General features: G+C 57.5%; 14 protein-coding genes. 8 read left to right on the plus strand and 6 right to left on the minus strand.

The window, feature by feature from the left end; translation table 11 throughout:
• The first annotated feature begins 95 nt into the window (after positions 1-95).
• From RDK48_RS11070 to fabZ, 3 genes are all read left to right on the plus strand, one after another.
• Complete coding sequence (locus RDK48_RS11070; RefSeq protein WP_298995768.1) at positions 96-2,567, plus strand: N-acetylmuramoyl-L-alanine amidase; 2,472 nt, start codon at positions 96-98, stop codon at positions 2,565-2,567.
• 200 nt (positions 2,568-2,767) lie between these two features.
• Entirely contained in the window at positions 2,768-3,313 is a 546-nt protein-coding gene (locus RDK48_RS11075) for an OmpH family outer membrane protein (protein WP_298995766.1), read from the plus strand.
• A 104-nt stretch (positions 3,314-3,417) separates the two neighbouring features.
• Entirely contained in the window at positions 3,418-3,885 is a 468-nt protein-coding gene (gene fabZ / locus RDK48_RS11080) for a 3-hydroxyacyl-ACP dehydratase FabZ (RefSeq protein ID WP_298995764.1), read from the plus strand.
• A 133-nt stretch (positions 3,886-4,018) separates the two neighbouring features.
• On the opposite strand, the gene RDK48_RS11085 is transcribed toward fabZ, so the two are convergent.
• On the minus strand, positions 4,019-5,161 hold the full coding sequence (locus RDK48_RS11085) for a glycosyltransferase family 9 protein (RefSeq protein ID WP_298995762.1): 1,143 nt from the start codon (positions 5,159-5,161) through the stop codon (positions 4,019-4,021).
• Positions 5,161-6,561: an undecaprenyl-phosphate galactose phosphotransferase WbaP gene (gene wbaP / locus RDK48_RS11090; RefSeq protein ID WP_298995760.1), complete on the minus strand. Its 1,401-nt coding sequence runs from the start codon at positions 6,559-6,561 to the stop codon at positions 5,161-5,163. Before wbaP ends, RDK48_RS11085 begins: the two co-directional genes overlap by 1 nt.
• 597 nt (positions 6,562-7,158) lie before the next feature.
• Here wbaP and RDK48_RS11095 point away from each other — a divergent pair.
• From RDK48_RS11095 to RDK48_RS11110, 4 genes are all read left to right on the plus strand, one after another.
• Positions 7,159-7,902: an ABC transporter substrate-binding protein gene (locus RDK48_RS11095; protein ID WP_298995758.1), complete on the plus strand. Its 744-nt coding sequence runs from the start codon at positions 7,159-7,161 to the stop codon at positions 7,900-7,902.
• 85 nt (positions 7,903-7,987) lie between these two features.
• A complete protein-coding gene (locus tag RDK48_RS11100; protein WP_298995756.1) occupies positions 7,988-8,680 on the plus strand; it encodes an amino acid ABC transporter permease in 693 nt (230 codons plus the stop codon).
• A 2-nt stretch (positions 8,681-8,682) separates the two neighbouring features.
• Entirely contained in the window at positions 8,683-9,441 is a 759-nt protein-coding gene (locus tag RDK48_RS11105) for an amino acid ABC transporter ATP-binding protein (protein WP_022657985.1), read from the plus strand.
• Positions 9,442-10,110, plus strand: coding sequence for an amino acid ABC transporter permease (locus RDK48_RS11110; RefSeq protein WP_298995753.1), 669 nt, complete (start codon positions 9,442-9,444; stop codon positions 10,108-10,110).
• Between the two features lie 108 nt (positions 10,111-10,218).
• On the opposite strand, the gene RDK48_RS11115 is transcribed toward RDK48_RS11110, so the two are convergent.
• Complete coding sequence (locus tag RDK48_RS11115) at positions 10,219-10,566, minus strand: DVU0772 family protein (protein ID WP_298995751.1); 348 nt, start codon at positions 10,564-10,566, stop codon at positions 10,219-10,221.
• Positions 10,567-10,640: 74 nt separating this feature from the next.
• Positions 10,641-13,364 (minus strand): hypothetical protein, encoded by a 2,724-nt coding sequence (locus RDK48_RS11120; RefSeq protein WP_298995749.1) that lies wholly within the window; start codon positions 13,362-13,364, stop codon positions 10,641-10,643.
• A gap of 85 nt (positions 13,365-13,449) precedes the next feature.
• On the opposite strand from RDK48_RS11120, the gene RDK48_RS11125 reads away from it, so the two are divergent.
• Positions 13,450-13,815 carry a molybdenum cofactor biosynthesis protein MoaE gene (locus tag RDK48_RS11125; RefSeq protein WP_298995747.1) on the plus strand — a complete coding sequence of 122 codons (366 nt, stop codon included), beginning with the start codon at positions 13,450-13,452 and terminating at the stop codon, positions 13,813-13,815.
• 187 nt (positions 13,816-14,002) lie between these two features.
• On the opposite strand, the gene secF is transcribed toward RDK48_RS11125, so the two are convergent.
• Positions 14,003-15,106, minus strand: coding sequence for a protein translocase subunit SecF (gene secF, locus RDK48_RS11130; protein ID WP_298995745.1), 1,104 nt, complete (start codon positions 15,104-15,106; stop codon positions 14,003-14,005).
• A gap of 144 nt (positions 15,107-15,250) precedes the next feature.
• Positions 15,251-16,831, minus strand: coding sequence for a protein translocase subunit SecD (secD, locus tag RDK48_RS11135; protein WP_298995743.1), 1,581 nt, complete (start codon positions 16,829-16,831; stop codon positions 15,251-15,253).
• Between the last annotated feature and the right edge of the window lie 184 nt (positions 16,832-17,015).

A 17,015-nucleotide genomic window follows, 5' to 3' on the forward strand; every position in this document is an offset into this window, starting at 1 on the left:
CATCTTTGCGCCGCTGGCATACAATATGCTTTCAATAACGCAGGCAAAACTTTAAGAGTCAAATTACCGACACCATCATGGCAAAAGGAAAAAACGTGGCCGGAAAAAAAGCCCAGCCCAAGGCTTCCGAACCAACTGGCAACAACCAGATGCGCAGACTTGTTCCGCCTCTGGCTTTTCTGGTTGCTCTGTGCCTGATGGTCGTCTGCTTTTACGACTCCGGCTATACTTCCTTGCCACCAACGGGCAAGCGCTACGATCTTGCCAAGGCGAATATCGAAACCCTGCGGCAGGACGAAAAGCGTTCGGGCCAGCGTGAACCGTGGGAAAATCTGGCTGCGGAGTTCCGCGCCATCTATGATGCTGATCCGGGCTGGCCCAACCGCCCTGCGGCCCTGTTCCGCGCTGCGGAAAGTCTGGAAGAGCTGGCCCGACGCTCGTTCGCCAAGGCTGACGCCCGCAAGGCCATCGAGTGCTATGAAGCTGTCGCCCAGCGCCATGCCGACAGCCGACTCGCCGATGACGCCCTGTTTCGTGCTGCCAAGCTGCGCGCCGCGTGGCTTAAAGACGACAAGGGGGCACAGGCCCTGCTTGAGCGCATCAAAGCCCAGTACCCCAAGGGCGATATGATTCAGGAAGCCCTGGCCCTGGAAAAGACGCTTCAGGCTGCTGCCAACGGGCGCACCGCCCCAGAGGCGCGTCAGGTTTCCAGCACCGATGGCAAGGAACCCAAGGACGAGGGCGCTCCAGCAAAGGGAGCTTCTGCCTCCACGCCCAATACGGCCGCATCTTCCACTGCTGGCGGCGCAGATGCGACAGCAGGCCAGCTTGCCAAGGCTTCAGCCTTGCAGCCTGTGCCGCAAGCGGAGCTTTTGCCCCGTTACCGCGAGGCCAAGGCAAAAATGGATGCCCTACGCGCCGACAAAGTCCGTTCATGCTGGCGTCAGCCATGGGAAGAACTGACTACTGAATTTCTGCGCATCTATACCAGTCGCAAAGACTGGGCCATTTCTCCCGGGGCGCTATTCCGCGCTGCTGCCAGCCAGGAGGCCCTTTCAGACTGCTCGCATCTTGCAGATGAATACCGACAGGCGCGCGACCTCTATCTCAAGCTTGCGCAGGAGTTTCCCAAGAGCGCCCTGGCTGACGACTCGTTGCTCCGAGCCGCATCCATTGAGGCAGACCGTCTGAACCAGACCTCAGAAGCTCTGGAACTGCTTGACGCCATCATGGCCCTATACTCCGGCGGCGATATGGTGGCGGAGGCGCAAACCCTGCGCAACCGCCTCACAGGAGCACCTGCTGCCACTGCCAGCAAGGCAGGCGCTGCGCCTCAGGTTGCCCGCCCGGTGGTTCAGTCCCTTTCGTGGAATTCGCTGAGCAAGAACAGCGTGGAGATTGTTCTTGAGCTGAGCGCCCCGGCCCGTTACACGGCAAAGCTGAACACAAGCAGCGCCAAAGGCAAGAATAAGGCTGAGCAGGCATCTCTGCATGTCGCTCTGGAAAATGCGTCTGTGGAAAAGGATATTCGCAAGGGCGTGAATATCCGGGGCAGCCTTTTCAAGGGAATGAGCGTCAGCGACAGCAAGGGCGGCGAAACCGTGCTCCAGTTCAATTTTCAGGATGCGCGCCGCTTTGATGCCCGTACAGAAACCAACCCCTGCCGCATCATCCTGCGGGTGGCGGGCGGCAGCACTCAGTTGCCGCCGGTCAGCAATGCAAAAGCCGGATTTGCCGATGCGCAGCCAGCAGCGGAAAATCAGGCAACAGTGGCCGATGCCAGCGGCACCCAGCCAGCAACGCCGCCTTCGCCGCGCCTGGTGCGCGATATGGCCCGCCAGCTCGGCCTGACGGTACGCACGGTATTTATTGATGCCGGTCACGGCGGGCGGGATCCAGGCACCAATCACAACGGAGTGCTGGAACGCATCGTATCCCTTGACGTGGCCCTGACTCTGGGCCGCCTGCTTGAGGCCAATGGGCTGGAGGTTGTTTATAGCCGCACTGCCGATAAGCACATCTCGCTGCGTGAACGCACCACCATGGCCAATGCCGCCGGCGCGGATCTGTTTGTTTCCATCCACGTCAATGCCAATGATGATCCTTCGGTGCAGGGTTTTGAAACATACTACCTTGATATCGCAAGTAATCCTGAGGCGGCACGTCTTGCCACGCTTGAAAACGCTGACGGCGACCACCGGCTCGGCGATATGCAGAAAATGCTCGCCGATGTCATGCTCAATGCAAGGGTGGACGAATCACGCCATCTGGCGCAGGATATTCAGCGGCTTTCACAGTTCCGTTTGAAGCGCCGGCAGTATGATACAAAGGATAATGGCATCAAATCTGCGCCATTTATTGTTCTGCTTGGCGCGCAAATGCCAGCAGTACTTGTGGAAATTGGTTATTGCACCAACAGGGAAGAAGCAGCAAGGCTTCTCACGCCCAAATACCGCATGACCCTGGCTGAGGGGCTTGCCGAGGGCATTCTTGCATACAAGGATAAGCTTCTTAAGCGCAGGACTGTCCAGAATTCCTTGACGCAAGAAGGCGCTGGTGCTATGTGAGGCAAGTAATTTCAACTACGTGTCCCCGGCCTGTATCATAGCAAATGACTGTTCCTTTGGGCGCGTCTGACAATTATAGCTGTTTTGCCAAGTGTATTGAACAGTTGCAAACAGCAGAGGCATCTTCTCTTACGGCGCGCGGGTCATCCCAGTTCCGCAAGGACGACATAACAAATCAGCATTGGGGAAGGAGAACTTTCATGCGCAAGGTTTTGATGACGGCTGTTGCGGTTGGCTTGTTGCTTGCCGGGCAAGTCTATGCTGCAGACGGCGGCGCCGTACCCGCAGCCAAGATCGGTGTTGTTGACATGCAGACCGTGGCGACGCAGAGCGTCCCTGCCCAGGCCGCCAAAACAACAATGGAAAGCAAGTTCGGCACTGAACGTAACGAACTTGAAAAGCAGGGCGAAGCGCTGAAGAAAAAGGCCGATGCTCTGAAAAACCCCAAGGCCAGCGAAGAAAAGAAGCTGGACTTCATCCGCTCCAAGCAGGATCTGGATCAGAAGACCCGCAACTTCCTGCGCAAGGTTGAGCAGGAAGAAGTGAAGCTTCGCCAGGACATGGTTACCCTGGTTTTCAGCGCCACCTATGAAGTTGCCCGCGCCAAGGGCTTTAACTTTGTGGTGGACGTCACCGCCGGTGGCGTGCTGTACGCCGACCAGTCCATGGATCTGACCCAGGACGTGCTGGCCGAAGTGAACAAAATCTACAAAGCAAAAGCCAACGACAAGAGCGGCAAGAAATAAAGCCCTCAGCCGTTAATTCTCAGGCCTCTCAACCCGGATGGGGCGAGAGGCCTTTTTTCATGCCGCCAACAGGCGAATAAGACCAACTCATCAGGAGGCCCCCCATGCAGGAAACCGCCCCCCAGAATACGGGCATGGACATACAGCGCATTTTGCGTCTGCTGCCGCACCGCTACCCCTTTTTGCTGGTGGACAGGGTCGTGGAATGCGTAGCAGGCTCGCACATCCGGGCCTATAAAAATATTACGTTCAACGAGCCTTTCTTTCAGGGGCATTTTCCCGGTGCTCCCATCATGCCCGGCGTGCTCATTCTGGAAGCTCTGGCTCAGACTGGCGGCCTGCTGGCCGTTTCCGGCATGGACAGCCTTGACGACAAACTCTTTCTCTTTACCGGGCTTGACGGCGTGAAGTTCCGCCGGCAGGTGGTCCCCGGCGACAGGCTCGACCTTGAATGCAGCAACCTGCGCATGAAGCTCAAACTCTGCAAAATGGAAGCCCGCGCCTTCGTGGACGGCAAGCTTGCCGCAGAAGCGCAGATTACCGCCGCCATCGGCGACAGGCCCAAGAGCTAATTCCACAAACGCTGACCGAAATATTTAAGGGGAAGGGATCAATGATCCCTTCCCCTTAAATATTTCTCCCTCCATTGCAAGACATCTGCCCACAAGCAGACCACACGACGGAGAATTTTTTACTGCTAGTTGCCTAAAAGAGCGAAAGACTGTGCAGGGCATCCACCACATCCTCCACTGGCAGCGAATCAAGACAGGGGGTGTGGGGCCGTGGATATTCAAAACCCAGGTTGAGGTAGGCGTATGGCCCCTTGTGCGGCAAAAGTGCGCGCACATGACGCCCCACTGGCCCCCAGCGCAAGGGATTGGTCGGCCCATGCAGCCCCACTGTGGGTGCGCCTGCAAGGGCTGCCAGATGCATGGTGCCTGTGTTCACGGAGACTACAGCCGAGGCGCGGCTGAACAGCCAGGCAAGGCCTGCAAGTGATGTTCTGCCCGCAAGCGAAATAGCAGGGCATTGAGGATGCGCCCGCAAAAAAGCGTCATTACGCGGGGCATCCGCTGGCGCACCGGTCAGGTAGACCTCAAACCCCTTGCTGCCCAACAGTCTGGACAGAGCATCCCAACTGTCGGCGGGCCACTCCTTGAGCCAGGCATTAGAGCCTGAGGGCCACATGTGCAGATAAACCCTCTGCGGCAAGGCATCGCCTATTTCGCCTGTGGGTTCCAGCCTGCCGCAAAGTTCAGCGGGCAGATCATCCGGAGGCGACTGCGGCAAAAGCAGGCGTGGCGCACCCTGAAGATCCGGGTACAGAGCGCGGCCCAGCTCCATGAAATTTTCCACCTCATGCCTGTCATTACGGTGGGGTACCTTGAGGCTATAGCCAAAGGCGCGTTGCTGCCCTTCCGTATCAAAGCCCACTGTGGTCCGGGCGTTGGAAAGATTGCTCAATATGGCGCCAAGCCGCGCCCACTGCGTGCTGTCAATGAGCACATCCAGACGCTGTTCACGCAGCCATGCAGCCATTGCGGAAACATCCCTCACAGCAAAGGCCGCGAACTGGTCAATACCAGGGATCAGCTTGACGGTAGCGGCATTGGCGCGGGACACAAGCAGGGCAATATGTACGTTGGGCAGCCGCTCGCGCAGGGCGGTAATCAGCGCTGAAAGCAGCAGCAGATCGCCAATGGCCCCCAGACAGATAAAGCCCACACGCTGCGGCACTGCATCGGGCACAGATTTTTTGCCCAGGCGCGCAACGGCGCTGCATGCCGCCAGAGGTATGCCCGCATAACGATCTAGCAAACGGTTAAGCCTGTTGCCGCGTTCTCCCATCAGTATGCTCCATACCCGGTTATGACCACAGGAATCGTCTTGGCCAAGATCCACAAATCCATCCAGACAGACCAGTTGTTGATATAATAGTGGTCAAAGGCCACGCGCTCGGCATAGGTGGTATTATTACGGCCAGATATCTGCCACAGCCCAGTAATGCCGGGGCGCACCATGCAGTATTCCTCATACACCGGGCCGTACTTTTGAACTTCGTTCTGCACAATGGGGCGCGGCCCCACAAGGCTCATATCGCCAATGACCACGTTGAGCAGCTGCGGCAGTTCATCCAGGCTGACCTTGCGCAAAATGCGGCCCACGCGGGTTATGCGCGGATCATGCTTGAGCTTGTGGTCTTTCTCCCACTCCGCCCGCAATTCAGAATCGTGCTCAAGCACTTCCCTGAGCACCATATCGGCCTTGTCCACCATAGTGCGAAACTTGAAAATCCTGATCTCGCGCCCCTCGTTGCCAATACGCCGCTGGCGATAAAACACGGGGCCCTTGCTGTCTAGGCGAATAGCCAGAGCCAGCAGCAAGCCAAGGGGCAGCAGCACCACGCCGCCAAGGGCGCAGAGCAGCACATCCATAAACCTTTTGACCCGCAGGCGGCGCTTGTCACGCAGGTTTTGCCGTACCTGCAAGCCCACGGCAGTGCCAAGGTCGCGCGGGGTCAGCCAGTGCGCGCGGAAGCCATCGTTGAACGAAGGCACAACAAGAATGCGCTCAAAATAACGGCTGGCTTCGGTAATATAGTCAAGGCTCTGCCCCTGATCCGCCTTTTGCAGAATCATGGCCATCGCCTTTGGCTTTGCCTGCGCCGTTTCCGCAAAGAGTTTGCGCACGGCGTCCTCGGTGGTGGGCAAAGAATATATGGCTACCGGGCGCAGCCCGCGCTCGGGGCGGCGTTTGAGGTACCGCCAGAAGTCACGCCCGGCGTTGCCGCTGTCAAAAATTATCAACGGTCTGCCCCACCAGCGGCGGCGCATAAACAGGCGGCGGCAATAGCTGCGCATGAGCGGCAGCGTAAAGACCGTGGCCAGCCAACTGCCCGCAATGACAATTCGGGAGTAGGTATCGCCTGCTTTTGACAGGAAAAGCACGGCCAGAATGATACCGTACATGAGGCTTGTGAGCTGAAACAAGGCCTTGAGCTCGCGGTGCGGAGGCAGGCTTATGCTTTGATAAAGGCCGAGCCCGGCGGCCATCACCGGCCCCATAATCAACAAGGGCAATGCCCCGCGATACTGTGAAAAATCCACGTCGCCAAAAGCGGCGCGCACAAGAAAAACCACCAGGGCCGTGCCCAGGATGGTGAAAAGATCAGCAAGACAAAGCAGGGTTTTTTGCGGGGAAAGCCCACAAGCCAGAAGCGCCCTGACCCAGAGGGGATATTGTTTCATGAGGAGCGGCGCTGTGCCGATGGACCGGCACCACGTTTACGCGCGGCAAGCCGCGCTGTTGCTGAAAACACAGATACTCAAACAATGTAATGTTATTCTCTTTCTTCGCAAAGCACAATAATCCCCCCTGCGATACCGGCAGACACCGGCTCGTACATTTCGGGCCGCCCCCTACCCCGGCGGCCCTGTGACGCGGGCTATCGCCCTTGCGGCTTACACATATTCACGAAATGCTCTCGCTTACGTGTCGGCAAAGCCGACACCGGCTCGTACATTTCGGGCCACCCCCTGCCCCGGCGGCCCTGTGACGCGGGCTATCGCCCTTGCGGCTTACGCATACTCACGAAATGCTCTCGCTTTCGGGTCGGCAAAGCCGACACCGGCTCGTACATTTCGGGCCGCCCCTGCCCCGGCGGCCCTGTGACGCGGGCTATCGCCCTTGCGTCACAGTCCTCCTTCTGTTACAGAAAGACCTTGTTTTGCAGTGGCCGCGCGGCGTTGGTAAAAAATTCCAACCGCGCAGGTATGCGCGCCAGCCGCCCCAGGCGGCAGTGTCGGCGCATGTCCGTTCTGTCCTTTCCGAGGGGGAAATTGAACATGAAGAAGCTTCTCGTCTGCGCCCTGCTGGCCGCCGTACTGGCCGCCGTGCCCGCATTTGCCAAAAAGGCCTATGTGAACGGCATTGACCCCGACTATCCGCCCTTTGCCTACATGGATGAAAAAACTGGCAAGCCCGCTGGCTTTGACGTGGATTCCATGAACTGGATAGCCAAGACCATGGGATTTGAAGTGGTTCACAAGCCCATGGCATGGGACGGCATCATCCCTGCCCTGCTCGCCAAGCAGATCGACATGGTTGACTCCGGCATGAGCATCACCGGAGAGCGCGCCAAGGTTGTGCAGTTCTCCAACCCCTACTGGACGGTTTCGCGCGTGTTTGTTGTGCCCGCCGATTCCAAGCTGACCCCTGCCGACATTCTGAGCAAAAAAATCCAGCTCGGCGTGCAGCGCGGCACCTCTGAAGCCAACGACATCAAAAAAGAGCAGGAAGAAAAGAAATATCCTTTTGAACTGCGCTTCTACGAATCTTCCCCCCTTGCGGTTGAAGACCTCCTCAATGGCCGCATCCAGGCTGCCCTGATGGACGAACTCCCCGCCAACAACGCCATTGAAAATGGCCGCGCCGTCAAGAAGGCCGGCACCCACGGCGAACCCGACAATTTTGGCGTTGCCATGCGCAAAGACGACAAGGAACTGCAGAAGCTGGTGAACGAAGGCTATAAAAAGCTTATGGCCGACCCCTACTGGAAAGAACTGCAGCAGAAATACCTGAGCAAATAACGGACGCGCAAGCGCCCACACGTCAAGCGCGAACCGCCTGCAACCCGGACGGTTCGCGCTTGTGCGGAAAAGGCACCCTCCATACATGAATTCACTGCTTGTGGTATACAACGCCCTGCCCTCCATTCTGTCCGGCAGTCTGGTTACGGTGGGCAACGTCACCCTGTCGCTGACAATGGGGCTGCTGCTTGGCGTGCCCATGGCCGTGGCCCAGGTTTATGGCGGCCCCTGGCTGCGGCGGCTGGTGGCGTTGTATGTTTGGTTTTTCAGAGGTGTGCCCATTTTGGTGCTGCTGTTTCTCTGCTACGGCCTGTTCATCAGCATCGGTATTTCCATTGATCCATTTTTCATCTGCTGTATCGTTCTTGGCAGCACCAGCTCGGCCTACCAGTCGCAGATTTTCAGGGGCGCTATCGAAAGCCTGCCCCACGGGCAGCTCAATGCCGCGCGCGCCCTTGGCATGCGCGAAAGCACGGGCATCTGCTCCATTATTTTGCCTCAGGCCATGCGGCTCTCCATCCCTGGCTGGGCCAACGAATTTTCTATTCTCCTCAAGGATTCGGCCATCTGCTTTGTGCTCGGTACACAGGACATCATGGCCCGCACATCCTTTGTGGCGGCCAGAACGCACGAGCATCTGGCCCTCTACGCCACAGCGGGCGTGCTGTATTTTGTGCTGACGCTGGTGGTGTTGAGACTGTTGCGTCTTCTGGAACAAAAAATCCATGTACCCGGCTATTCCTCAGGGATCGGCATGGAAGGCATGGGTATGGGATAAGCATGAGCGTGGATCAACAAGCGGTATTGCAGGTCAAAGGCATTTCCAAGATGTTGGGCGGCAAGCCCATTCTGGATAATTGCAGTCTCACGGTGAACCGGGGCGAACTCAAGGTGCTCATCGGCCCTTCCGGCGCGGGCAAGAGCACGTTTCTTCAAAGCATCAACTGCCTTATCCCCCCGGATTCCGGCGAGATTTATCTTGAAGGTCAGCTGCTCAACCGCACGGACAAGGCCGCACTGTGCGCCTTTCGCGCCCAGGTTGGCATGATCTTTCAGGATTTCAACCTGTTTGATCACCTTACCGCCGAAGAAAACGTGGCCATAGCCTTGCGCAAGGTGCGCGGCATGTCTGCTGCCGATGCACGCGCCCGCGCACAGGAAGAACTTGCCCGTGTGGGCCTTGCCCGCCGCGCAAGCCTGTACCCGGCGCAGCTCTCTGGCGGCCAGAAGCAACGCGTGGCCATGGCCCGCGCCCTCGCCATGGATCCCAAGGTTATTCTGCTTGATGAGCCGACCTCGGCCCTTGACCCTGAACTTGTGGGCGAAGTGCTTGCCGTTATTCGCGATCTCGCCAGCGGCGGCATGACCATGGTCATGGCAACGCACCAGATGGATTTTGCCCGTGCCCTTGCCACCGAAATTATTTTTATGGAACACGGCAAGCTCATTGAGCAGGGCTCGCCCGCCGTTCTGCTGGCCGAAGGGTCAAACACGCGTACCCGCGATTTTTGCCAGCGTCTGCTGGAGATGGGGGCCTAAGTGCTGGACGCGGCCTTTTTCAGCAACGAACTGCTGCCAGCCCTGAACCGTGGGCTGCTAGTTTCGCTTGCGCTCATTATTCCAGCCGGTAGCCTCGGCTTTGTGGGCGGCGTTCTTCTGGGGTGCGCCCGCGCTTTTGGGCCGCGCTGGCTGCGCCGCCTCGGCAACGGCTATACTTCGCTGATACGCGGTGTGCCCCTGGCAGTGCAACTGATGATGATCTATTACGCTCTGCCCAAGCTCGGCATTTTCTTTTCGCCCTTTGGCGCGGCCCTGACCAGTTTTACACTCTGCACAGCCGCCTATCAGTCGGAATATGTGCGGGGCGCGCTGCTCTCCATCAGGCAGGGACAGGTGCGCGCCGCCCAGGCGCTTGGTTTCAGCCAGTGGCAGACTGTCTCGTGGATCATTATTCCTCAGGCCGCCAGACGTGCCCTGCCCGGCTGCGGCAATGAGATCATCTATCTCATCAAGTACAGTTCGCTGGCCTATCTTGTTACGTGCCTTGAACTCATGGGCGAAGGCAAGGTTGTTGCCTCTGACACGTTCCGCTTCACAGAAGTATTTATCGCTGTGGGCGCGTACTATCTGGCAATGGTCACACTGGCGACATTTCTGTTGCGCTGGCTTGAAGACAGATACCGCATCCCCGGCTTTGGAGCGCGCTAGCGCCGCCTCTTTAACTTTCTTCCATGTCACGAGAAAGGCCCGCTTTACGCGGGCCTTTTAACATTTCTTTGTATCGCTGGGCACTTCAGGGGCACCCTGGGCTGGGCATCAATCCTGCCCAAGCTCCTTTTTAAGCCAGGACTTCACTTCGGGCGTGGGTTCGCTTATGCCGCGCCATGAGCCATGAACCTTGCGATAGTCTTCCATCAGACCCGCAGGCAGAGGAACGGTAATGAGATCGTCCGCCCTTTCAGAATTGCGCTTCACAAGCCGGATAACAGGCGGCTCCTGCCAGCTGTCCACCACAAAGTAGTGGGACACGTCTTCCTTGGATCGAACCGGCGGATACTCTGAATGCCAGTCGTTATTTCCCCATTCCAAATACATGGTTACGGCGTGTTCGGGGCTGAGGTTCCAGTCTATATTGTAAAGAGAAAAATCCTTCAGGGATGTCATGGCTTCCTCCTTGTGTGCTTGATTTATTAATAACAATTATTGATAAATTATGCAAGAGGCTGGCCCAGATTTAGCTACTTCTTCCCCGACTGCTCCGCGTCCTTCTTTTTCTGGGCGCGATCCGCCTCAAGCCGACGTTGCTGACGAATACGCTCAAGCCGGGTTTGCTGCGCCTGCTCACGCTGCTGGCGCGCTTCCTCAAGCAGGCGCTCACGCTTGCGGTCAAACACGATTGTCGTGCGCAGGGCCGCAGTCCCCAGAGAAACCATGGTCACAATGAGAATCAGAATTTTTTGGATCGACCACGGCTCGGAGCCGAGAATATCCCGCAGCCAGCCCAAGCGCAGCGTTTCGCCCCAAAAATAGACCACCGGCACCGCAACAAAACAGAGCAGCAACCCCAAGGCCTCCAGCCACATGAACGTTTTGATCAGGGTAAGCCCAAAAAGAGTTCCATCGCGCACCATTCGCAAAAATTGCAGGCGCTTGCGCAGACTGCGCAGCAATTCTGCCAAGTGGGGAGTTTCGCCCTGGGCGCGCTTGAAGGCTTCGGCCTCCTTGAAGTTGCACGAAAATGCCCGGTTGATGATGCCCGCGCTCTCGTTAAATTCCTGGCTGAACTCCCGCAGGGCCGCAGGGAAGGGAAACCAGGAGGCTTCATCCCGAATTTCTTGCAGGATATCAAGATAGTACTTGTATCGATTGCGGAGATCTTCAACTTCGCGGGCTATGCAGTCTTCCATTTCCCTTTCGAGGTTGGGCCGCTCTGCCACGACCTTGAGGTAGGCAAGGTAGTTGTTGATATTGGCAAGGTTTTCCAGTTCACGCACCTTTTCGCCAAGTTGCAGCTGCACAGGATGTTCCGGCGCAAACCAGGCATTGATGCGGCCACTGATCTCGTTGACGCGAACCCGGTCGGCGTCTGCGCATTTTTTGGCCTCTGTCCATAGGTCATACAGGGCTGATAGGATCAGCAGGCGGCCGCGCTCAAGGGCCGGATCTATGAGAACCCTGTTGAAGTACGCCGGCTCCTCGCGAATGAGCGTTATAAGCTGATCCAGCACAGGCTCGCAAAAACCCATTTTTACCTGACAAACAATTTCGCGGTACTTGACCTCGCGCCACTGGGGCATGACGCGCCAAATTTGTGAATACTGTTCTATGGCCTGAGAAAACTGCCCTTGTTCTTCCGCCAGACGTGCAAGAAAAAATTCTGTCCAGGCCTGCAAGGCGGGCGATGGCGTAAGCACCGCCGCATTGCGGAAGGCCGCTTCAGCACGGGGATAATCGTTGCGCTCAATGTGCGCAAAAGCCTGCACCATGTGCAGACGCGGGTCGCGCTGATGCCGGGAAATTGCCTGGCTTATCTTCTTTTCCATCTCCGACATTTCAGACGGAGATGTGGCTATGAGCTTGTCCAGCAGATCCCAGGCGGGGCTGTCATCCTTGGAGGGCACGGCCTCGTTGGGCTCTGGCTCACGCATGCGGTAAAGCCAGTGCCTCGGCACGTTGCGCAACTGGCAGGCAGAATTGATCTCAAGCACGGCGCGCAGGACCAAAGCGGCATCGTCTTCGCCGCCAAGCACTGCCCCGTAGCCGCCTGCCCCTTTTTCCGTCAGCGTCATTTCGATGCTGCGGAACCCTTCATTGATGGCTTCAAGATCCAGCTGCCCGATGTTTTCCCATACTTCCTGACTATTGGAGGCTGGCCCAAAACGCGTGGGGCATTCTGACGAATCGTGGCTGTGAATACCGCAATAAACGCAGCCCATGCCAGAAGGGCTGGGCGATGTGAGGCGGCTTGGCATCAGCAGCGCAATAGACCTGCCGCTGAGGCTGTTTTCGTCCAGCATCACGTTGCACCAGCTGTCCATGGCCATCTGCTCGCCGGTAAAACGCAGATCGCGAACAGTAAATCCTTCGCCCAGCAGATAGGCATTGCGATAGCTCAGGTAGGGGAAATCTGGCATGAGATTATCCCACTGCAAGCCTATTTTCTTGGGCAGATCAGCATTGAAATTCAGGTTGTTGCGGTCGGCAACCACGCTTACACAGGGCCAGTAGCCCGCAGCTTCGTTTTTTTCCTTGTCAAAGCTGTGCAGATAATCGCGCATGAAGGTGCGCAGCATCTGCAGGTTGTCTATGGCAATCATCATGAACGTATTGTCCACGATGGATTTGATCTTGTGCTTTTGTAGCAGGACTTCAAGCCGCTTGAACATGGACGTCCAGCCGACCTGATAGGCCTTGTCGAGCGGGCTGCCCAAGGGGTGCAGCACGGCAAACCACGATTGGGTGGAGGCGTAGGGCATGCGCACGTCAACCGTCATGGAAGCCCAGTCCACACCCGCCATGCCCTGCCGCCCGGAACGGCGCTCAAAGGTAATGCCAGGAAGGCCTTTTTTACCCTCGCGGCTCTTGGGATGTATCCAGATTTCAAGGGCATCGGTCACAACGATCTGCTGGGCCTGCAAGGCGCCGTCCAGCAGCAGGTTGACCTCGCGCTTGCGCCCGAACTGCAACCGCCCCGGGAACAGTTCAATAGCAACGGGCAGTTCGTTAAAATTGCCCCACACCATCAGCCGAGCCAGAGCCAGAAATACGTCGTCAGTAAAGAAGAACCAGATTGACTGCTCCGCTTCTTCACCCACCAGCATGCCGCCATAATTCAGCAGCGTCTGGCCTACGGCGGGGGCGAGCCTGTCGTGCCAGCTCACCCACACCACATGGCCCATGGTGCTCATGCGCACATCAATATTGCCCGGCAGGCGTGAGAGTAACTGCGATAAATGCGCCATGAATAAAGTCCTTTATACAAAGGCTGCCATGTTGTAGCCTAAACTGAACGGTGTTGATCTGGCCAATAAAACCAAGGCGGTTTTTATGGATATTAACAAAACTCTTCAGGAACTCAAAGCCCGCCCCGGCTTCGCCGACCACGTGGGTATGATGCTGGTGCACAACGGTGTTGTGCGCGCATGGTCGCGCGGGGATCATGCCCCGGTTACCGCCGTGCAAGTTTCGCACGACACTGCTAAAATGGACGCCATCTGCCGCGAGATGGAAAAACAGCCGGGAATTTTTGCCATCGTTGCCCATGCCGAAGAAGGTCTTCTCAAACCGGGCGATGACCTGCTCTTCCTTGTGGTGGCGGGCGACATACGCGAGCACGTTAAAGCCACCTTTGCAGAACTGCTTGACCGTATCAAGGCCGAGGCCGTCATCAAGCAGGAAATTCACGATGCCTGACGCTTTTGCTTCTGTTTGCCTTATCGGCTGACTTGTAAAAAAGGCATGCCCACAGCATGCCTTTTTTCATTACCGATGCACAGCGGTACAATGCCTATGACTGAAAAACAAAACCCCCGGCTGCTCTGGCAACCGGAGGTTTTCACTAATATCTCAGGCAAAGCAGCTCTGCGCTTTGCAACAAAGGCTACACAACGCCGTGTTCGCCAGGGCGCTCGTATCGTCCTTTTTGCTGCACAAGGGCAACATAAAAATCCGTATCACCAAGTGCCAGCAGCACAGCAGAAGACACGTAGATCGAAGAGAGCGTACCCACAACCACGCCAATAAGCACCGTCAACGCGAAATCATGGATAACGCCGCCGCCCACAAGGAACAGGGAAAGCGTTGCCAAAAAGGTCGTGCCGCTGGTGAGGATGGTGCGCGAAAGGGTCTGGTTAACGCTGCGGTTAATCAGATCAGCCATGCTCAGCTCGGGCGCAGCGCGCAGGTTTTCGCGCAGGCGGTCATAAACGATGATGGTATCGTTGAGCGAGTAGCCCACGAGGGTCAGCAGAGCCGCCATAACGTTGAGGTCAACCTCAACCTTCATGAGCGAGAGCAGCCCCATGGTGATGCCCACGTCGTGGAGCAGGCCCACAACAGCGCCGAGCGCGAAGTTGAGCCGCAGCACAAAGCACACCACAAGGGTGATGGCAAGCGAGATGAGCACAAGCCAGCCCATGCCAAGCCCGGTAAGGCCGACAAGATAGGTGCCGCCCCACAATGCCGCAGCCATGGCCGCGCCAGCCATCCAGCGTTGTTCAAACCGGCCGGAGATATACACGGCAATGAGCAAAACTGCGTAAAAAAGCGCGCTCAGTGCCTTGTTGGTCAAGTCTGCGCCAACCTTGGGGCCGACCACTTCAAGGCGCTGAATTTCAGCCTTGTTGTCCGGGAAGGCAGCTGCCAGAGAATCCACAACAGCTGTACGAACCTGCGTTGCGTCGCTGTTTTCCGAATTGGAAAAACGCAGCAGATAGTCCCTGTCGCCATCGCCGAACTTCTGGGTGGTGATGCCCGGCAGTGCGGGAACTTCAAGGCTCTTCTTTAATGCTTCGTCTTTCACGGGCTGCTGAAACTGGATCTGAACAATAACGCCGCCCGCGAAGTCGATGCCCATCTTGAGGCCGTTGCCCCACATGGTGGAGATAATGCCCACCAGAATCAGCAAGGCCGAAATACCGTATGCCCAATGGCGCAGGCCAATAAAATCAAACTTGGTGTCGTGTCTGATAAATGCGAAACCCATAATTGCCTCCCGGCGCGCTAGAGCAGAGTAGCATTAAAATGTTTGTCTGCTCTGCGCGGATTTTGAAAAGAAAATCCGCGCCACGAAATGCTTGCAAGGCGAACTTGCTTCGCCGTTAAGCAAGTATTTCTAAGTGGAAATGCTCTAGATGCTGATGCCCTTTGGGCCGCAATGCCGCGCCCACTCCTCAAAGATAGCCCGCGATACAAAGATGGCCGTAAACATGGAGGCCACGATGCCCAATCCAAGCGTTACGGCAAAGCCACGGATGGGCCCGGTGCCGAACTGGTACAGGATGACGGTCACGATGATGGACGTGAGGTTGGAGTCTGTAATGGAAATGGCCGCGCGGTCAAAACCCGCGCGCACAGCGGCAAGTGGGGTGAGGCCCAGCCGTATTTCCTCGCGTATGCGCTCGTAGATCAGCACGTTGGCGTCAACCGCCATACCGATGGTCAAAACGATACCTGCTATGCCCGGCAGCGTCAGGGTTGCGCCAAAAGCGCCCATGCCCGCCATAACAATGAGCATGGTAAAGCAGAGCATGACGTCGGCGATGAGGCCGCTCAAACCGTAGTAGATGCCGATGAACAGCACCACGCCCACTGCGCCAACCATGGCGGCATGAAGGCCGCTGTCGATGGCTTCCTGACCCAGCGAGGGGCCGACCGTGCGCTCTTCAAGCACGGAGACGGGCGCGGGCAGCGAACCTGCGCGCAGCACAATGGCAAGATCCTGAGCTTCGGCAGTGGTGAAGCTGCCCGAGATGCTGGCCTTGCCACCGCCGATGCGCTCGCGGATGGAAGGTGCGGAATACACCTTGCCGTCAAGCACAATAGCCATGCGGCGGCCCACGCTTTCACCAGTCACGCGTTCAAAGATACGCGCGCCGCGGGCATTAAAATTCAGGGTGACGTACGACTGGTTCATGTTGTCAAAGGCGGGCCGGGCGTCCGACACGTCTTCGCCGGTGAGCATGGCGTCTTTTTCAACAGCGATGAGCGTTTCTTTCTGCTGCTGGCCGGGGTTTTTCTCCAGCATGGGCAGCGCGATCACGCCAGGGGGCAGCACAGCCTTGCCGGGGTCTACATCCTCGCGCACCAGATGGAACTCGAGGTGAGCGGTCTGGCCGATGACCTGCACGGCGCGGCGCGGGTCTGAAATACCCGGCAACTGCACCTGAATGCGGTTGCCAGCCTGCTTGCGGATATCGGGTTCGGCCACGCCAAACTGGTCAATACGGTTGCGGATGGTGCGCAGGGCCTGATCAAGCGAAAGATCTTCAATGCGCTTGACTTCCGCCGGACTAAAACGAGCCACATAGCGCAACTGGCCCGCTTCGCCAGCCTGGGGTTCGCCCACGCTCAACTGCGGAAAGTGACGGGCCAGCAGCTCGCGGAACTGCGGTTCGTTTTCTGCGCGCGGCAGAACAAATTCAAGAGCGGTGCCGCCCACCACGCGGGGGCGCAGCACAACAATCTTTTCATCTTCGGCCACGCGGCGCAAATCCTGCCCGGTCAGGGCCAGCGAATTGCTCACGGCCTTGGCAACGTCAACGCCAAGCGTCAGATGGATGCCGCCCTTGAGGTCAAGGCCGAGATTGATTTTGCTCGACGGCAGAACGCGCTCAAGAGCTGTTCCCAGATAGGGAACGCTGGGGAGCGCGTAAACAAGGGACAACACAAAAACCATGATGGCTATGGACAAGCGCCAGAGCAGACCCATCGTTCACCTTCCACACAACAGATTAAGCTTTGCCGCAACCGCGCGGCTATCCCCATGAGGGACAGCCGCAGGGCTACCGACAAAGCCGGAAACTCCGAAGACCCGAAAATCCGGGCACGTCAAGAGGCAAAAGCCCTTGAGCCGATCCGGCGAGCGCCAGTCCAGCTCATGGGCCATGCACTTT

Origin of the sequence: uncultured Desulfovibrio sp. (genome assembly GCF_902477725.1) — a bacterium.
Lineage (GTDB): Bacteria > Desulfobacterota > Desulfovibrionia > Desulfovibrionales > Desulfovibrionaceae > Desulfovibrio.

What these genes read in the sequence shown, in the direction of transcription:
- RDK48_RS11075 (WP_298995766.1), top strand. Translation starts at nt 2,768, where the DNA reads ATGCGCAAGGTTTTGATGACGGCTGTTGCGGTTGGCTTGTTGCTTGCC.
- fabZ (WP_298995764.1), top strand. Translation starts at nt 3,418, where the DNA reads ATGCAGGAAACCGCCCCCCAGAATACGGGCATGGACATACAGCGCATT.
- RDK48_RS11085 (WP_298995762.1), bottom strand. Translation starts at nt 5,161, where the DNA reads ATGGGAGAACGCGGCAACAGGCTTAACCGTTTGCTAGATCGTTATGCG.
- wbaP (WP_298995760.1), bottom strand. Translation starts at nt 6,561, where the DNA reads ATGAAACAATATCCCCTCTGGGTCAGGGCGCTTCTGGCTTGTGGGCTT.
- RDK48_RS11095 (WP_298995758.1), top strand. Translation starts at nt 7,159, where the DNA reads ATGAAGAAGCTTCTCGTCTGCGCCCTGCTGGCCGCCGTACTGGCCGCC.
- RDK48_RS11100 (WP_298995756.1), top strand. Translation starts at nt 7,988, where the DNA reads ATGAATTCACTGCTTGTGGTATACAACGCCCTGCCCTCCATTCTGTCC.
- RDK48_RS11105 (WP_022657985.1), top strand. Translation starts at nt 8,683, where the DNA reads ATGAGCGTGGATCAACAAGCGGTATTGCAGGTCAAAGGCATTTCCAAG.
- RDK48_RS11115 (WP_298995751.1), bottom strand. Translation starts at nt 10,566, where the DNA reads ATGACATCCCTGAAGGATTTTTCTCTTTACAATATAGACTGGAACCTC.
- RDK48_RS11120 (WP_298995749.1), bottom strand. Translation starts at nt 13,364, where the DNA reads ATGGCGCATTTATCGCAGTTACTCTCACGCCTGCCGGGCAATATTGAT.
- RDK48_RS11125 (WP_298995747.1), top strand. Translation starts at nt 13,450, where the DNA reads ATGGATATTAACAAAACTCTTCAGGAACTCAAAGCCCGCCCCGGCTTC.
- secF (WP_298995745.1), bottom strand. Translation starts at nt 15,106, where the DNA reads ATGGGTTTCGCATTTATCAGACACGACACCAAGTTTGATTTTATTGGC.
- secD (WP_298995743.1), bottom strand. Translation starts at nt 16,831, where the DNA reads ATGGGTCTGCTCTGGCGCTTGTCCATAGCCATCATGGTTTTTGTGTTG.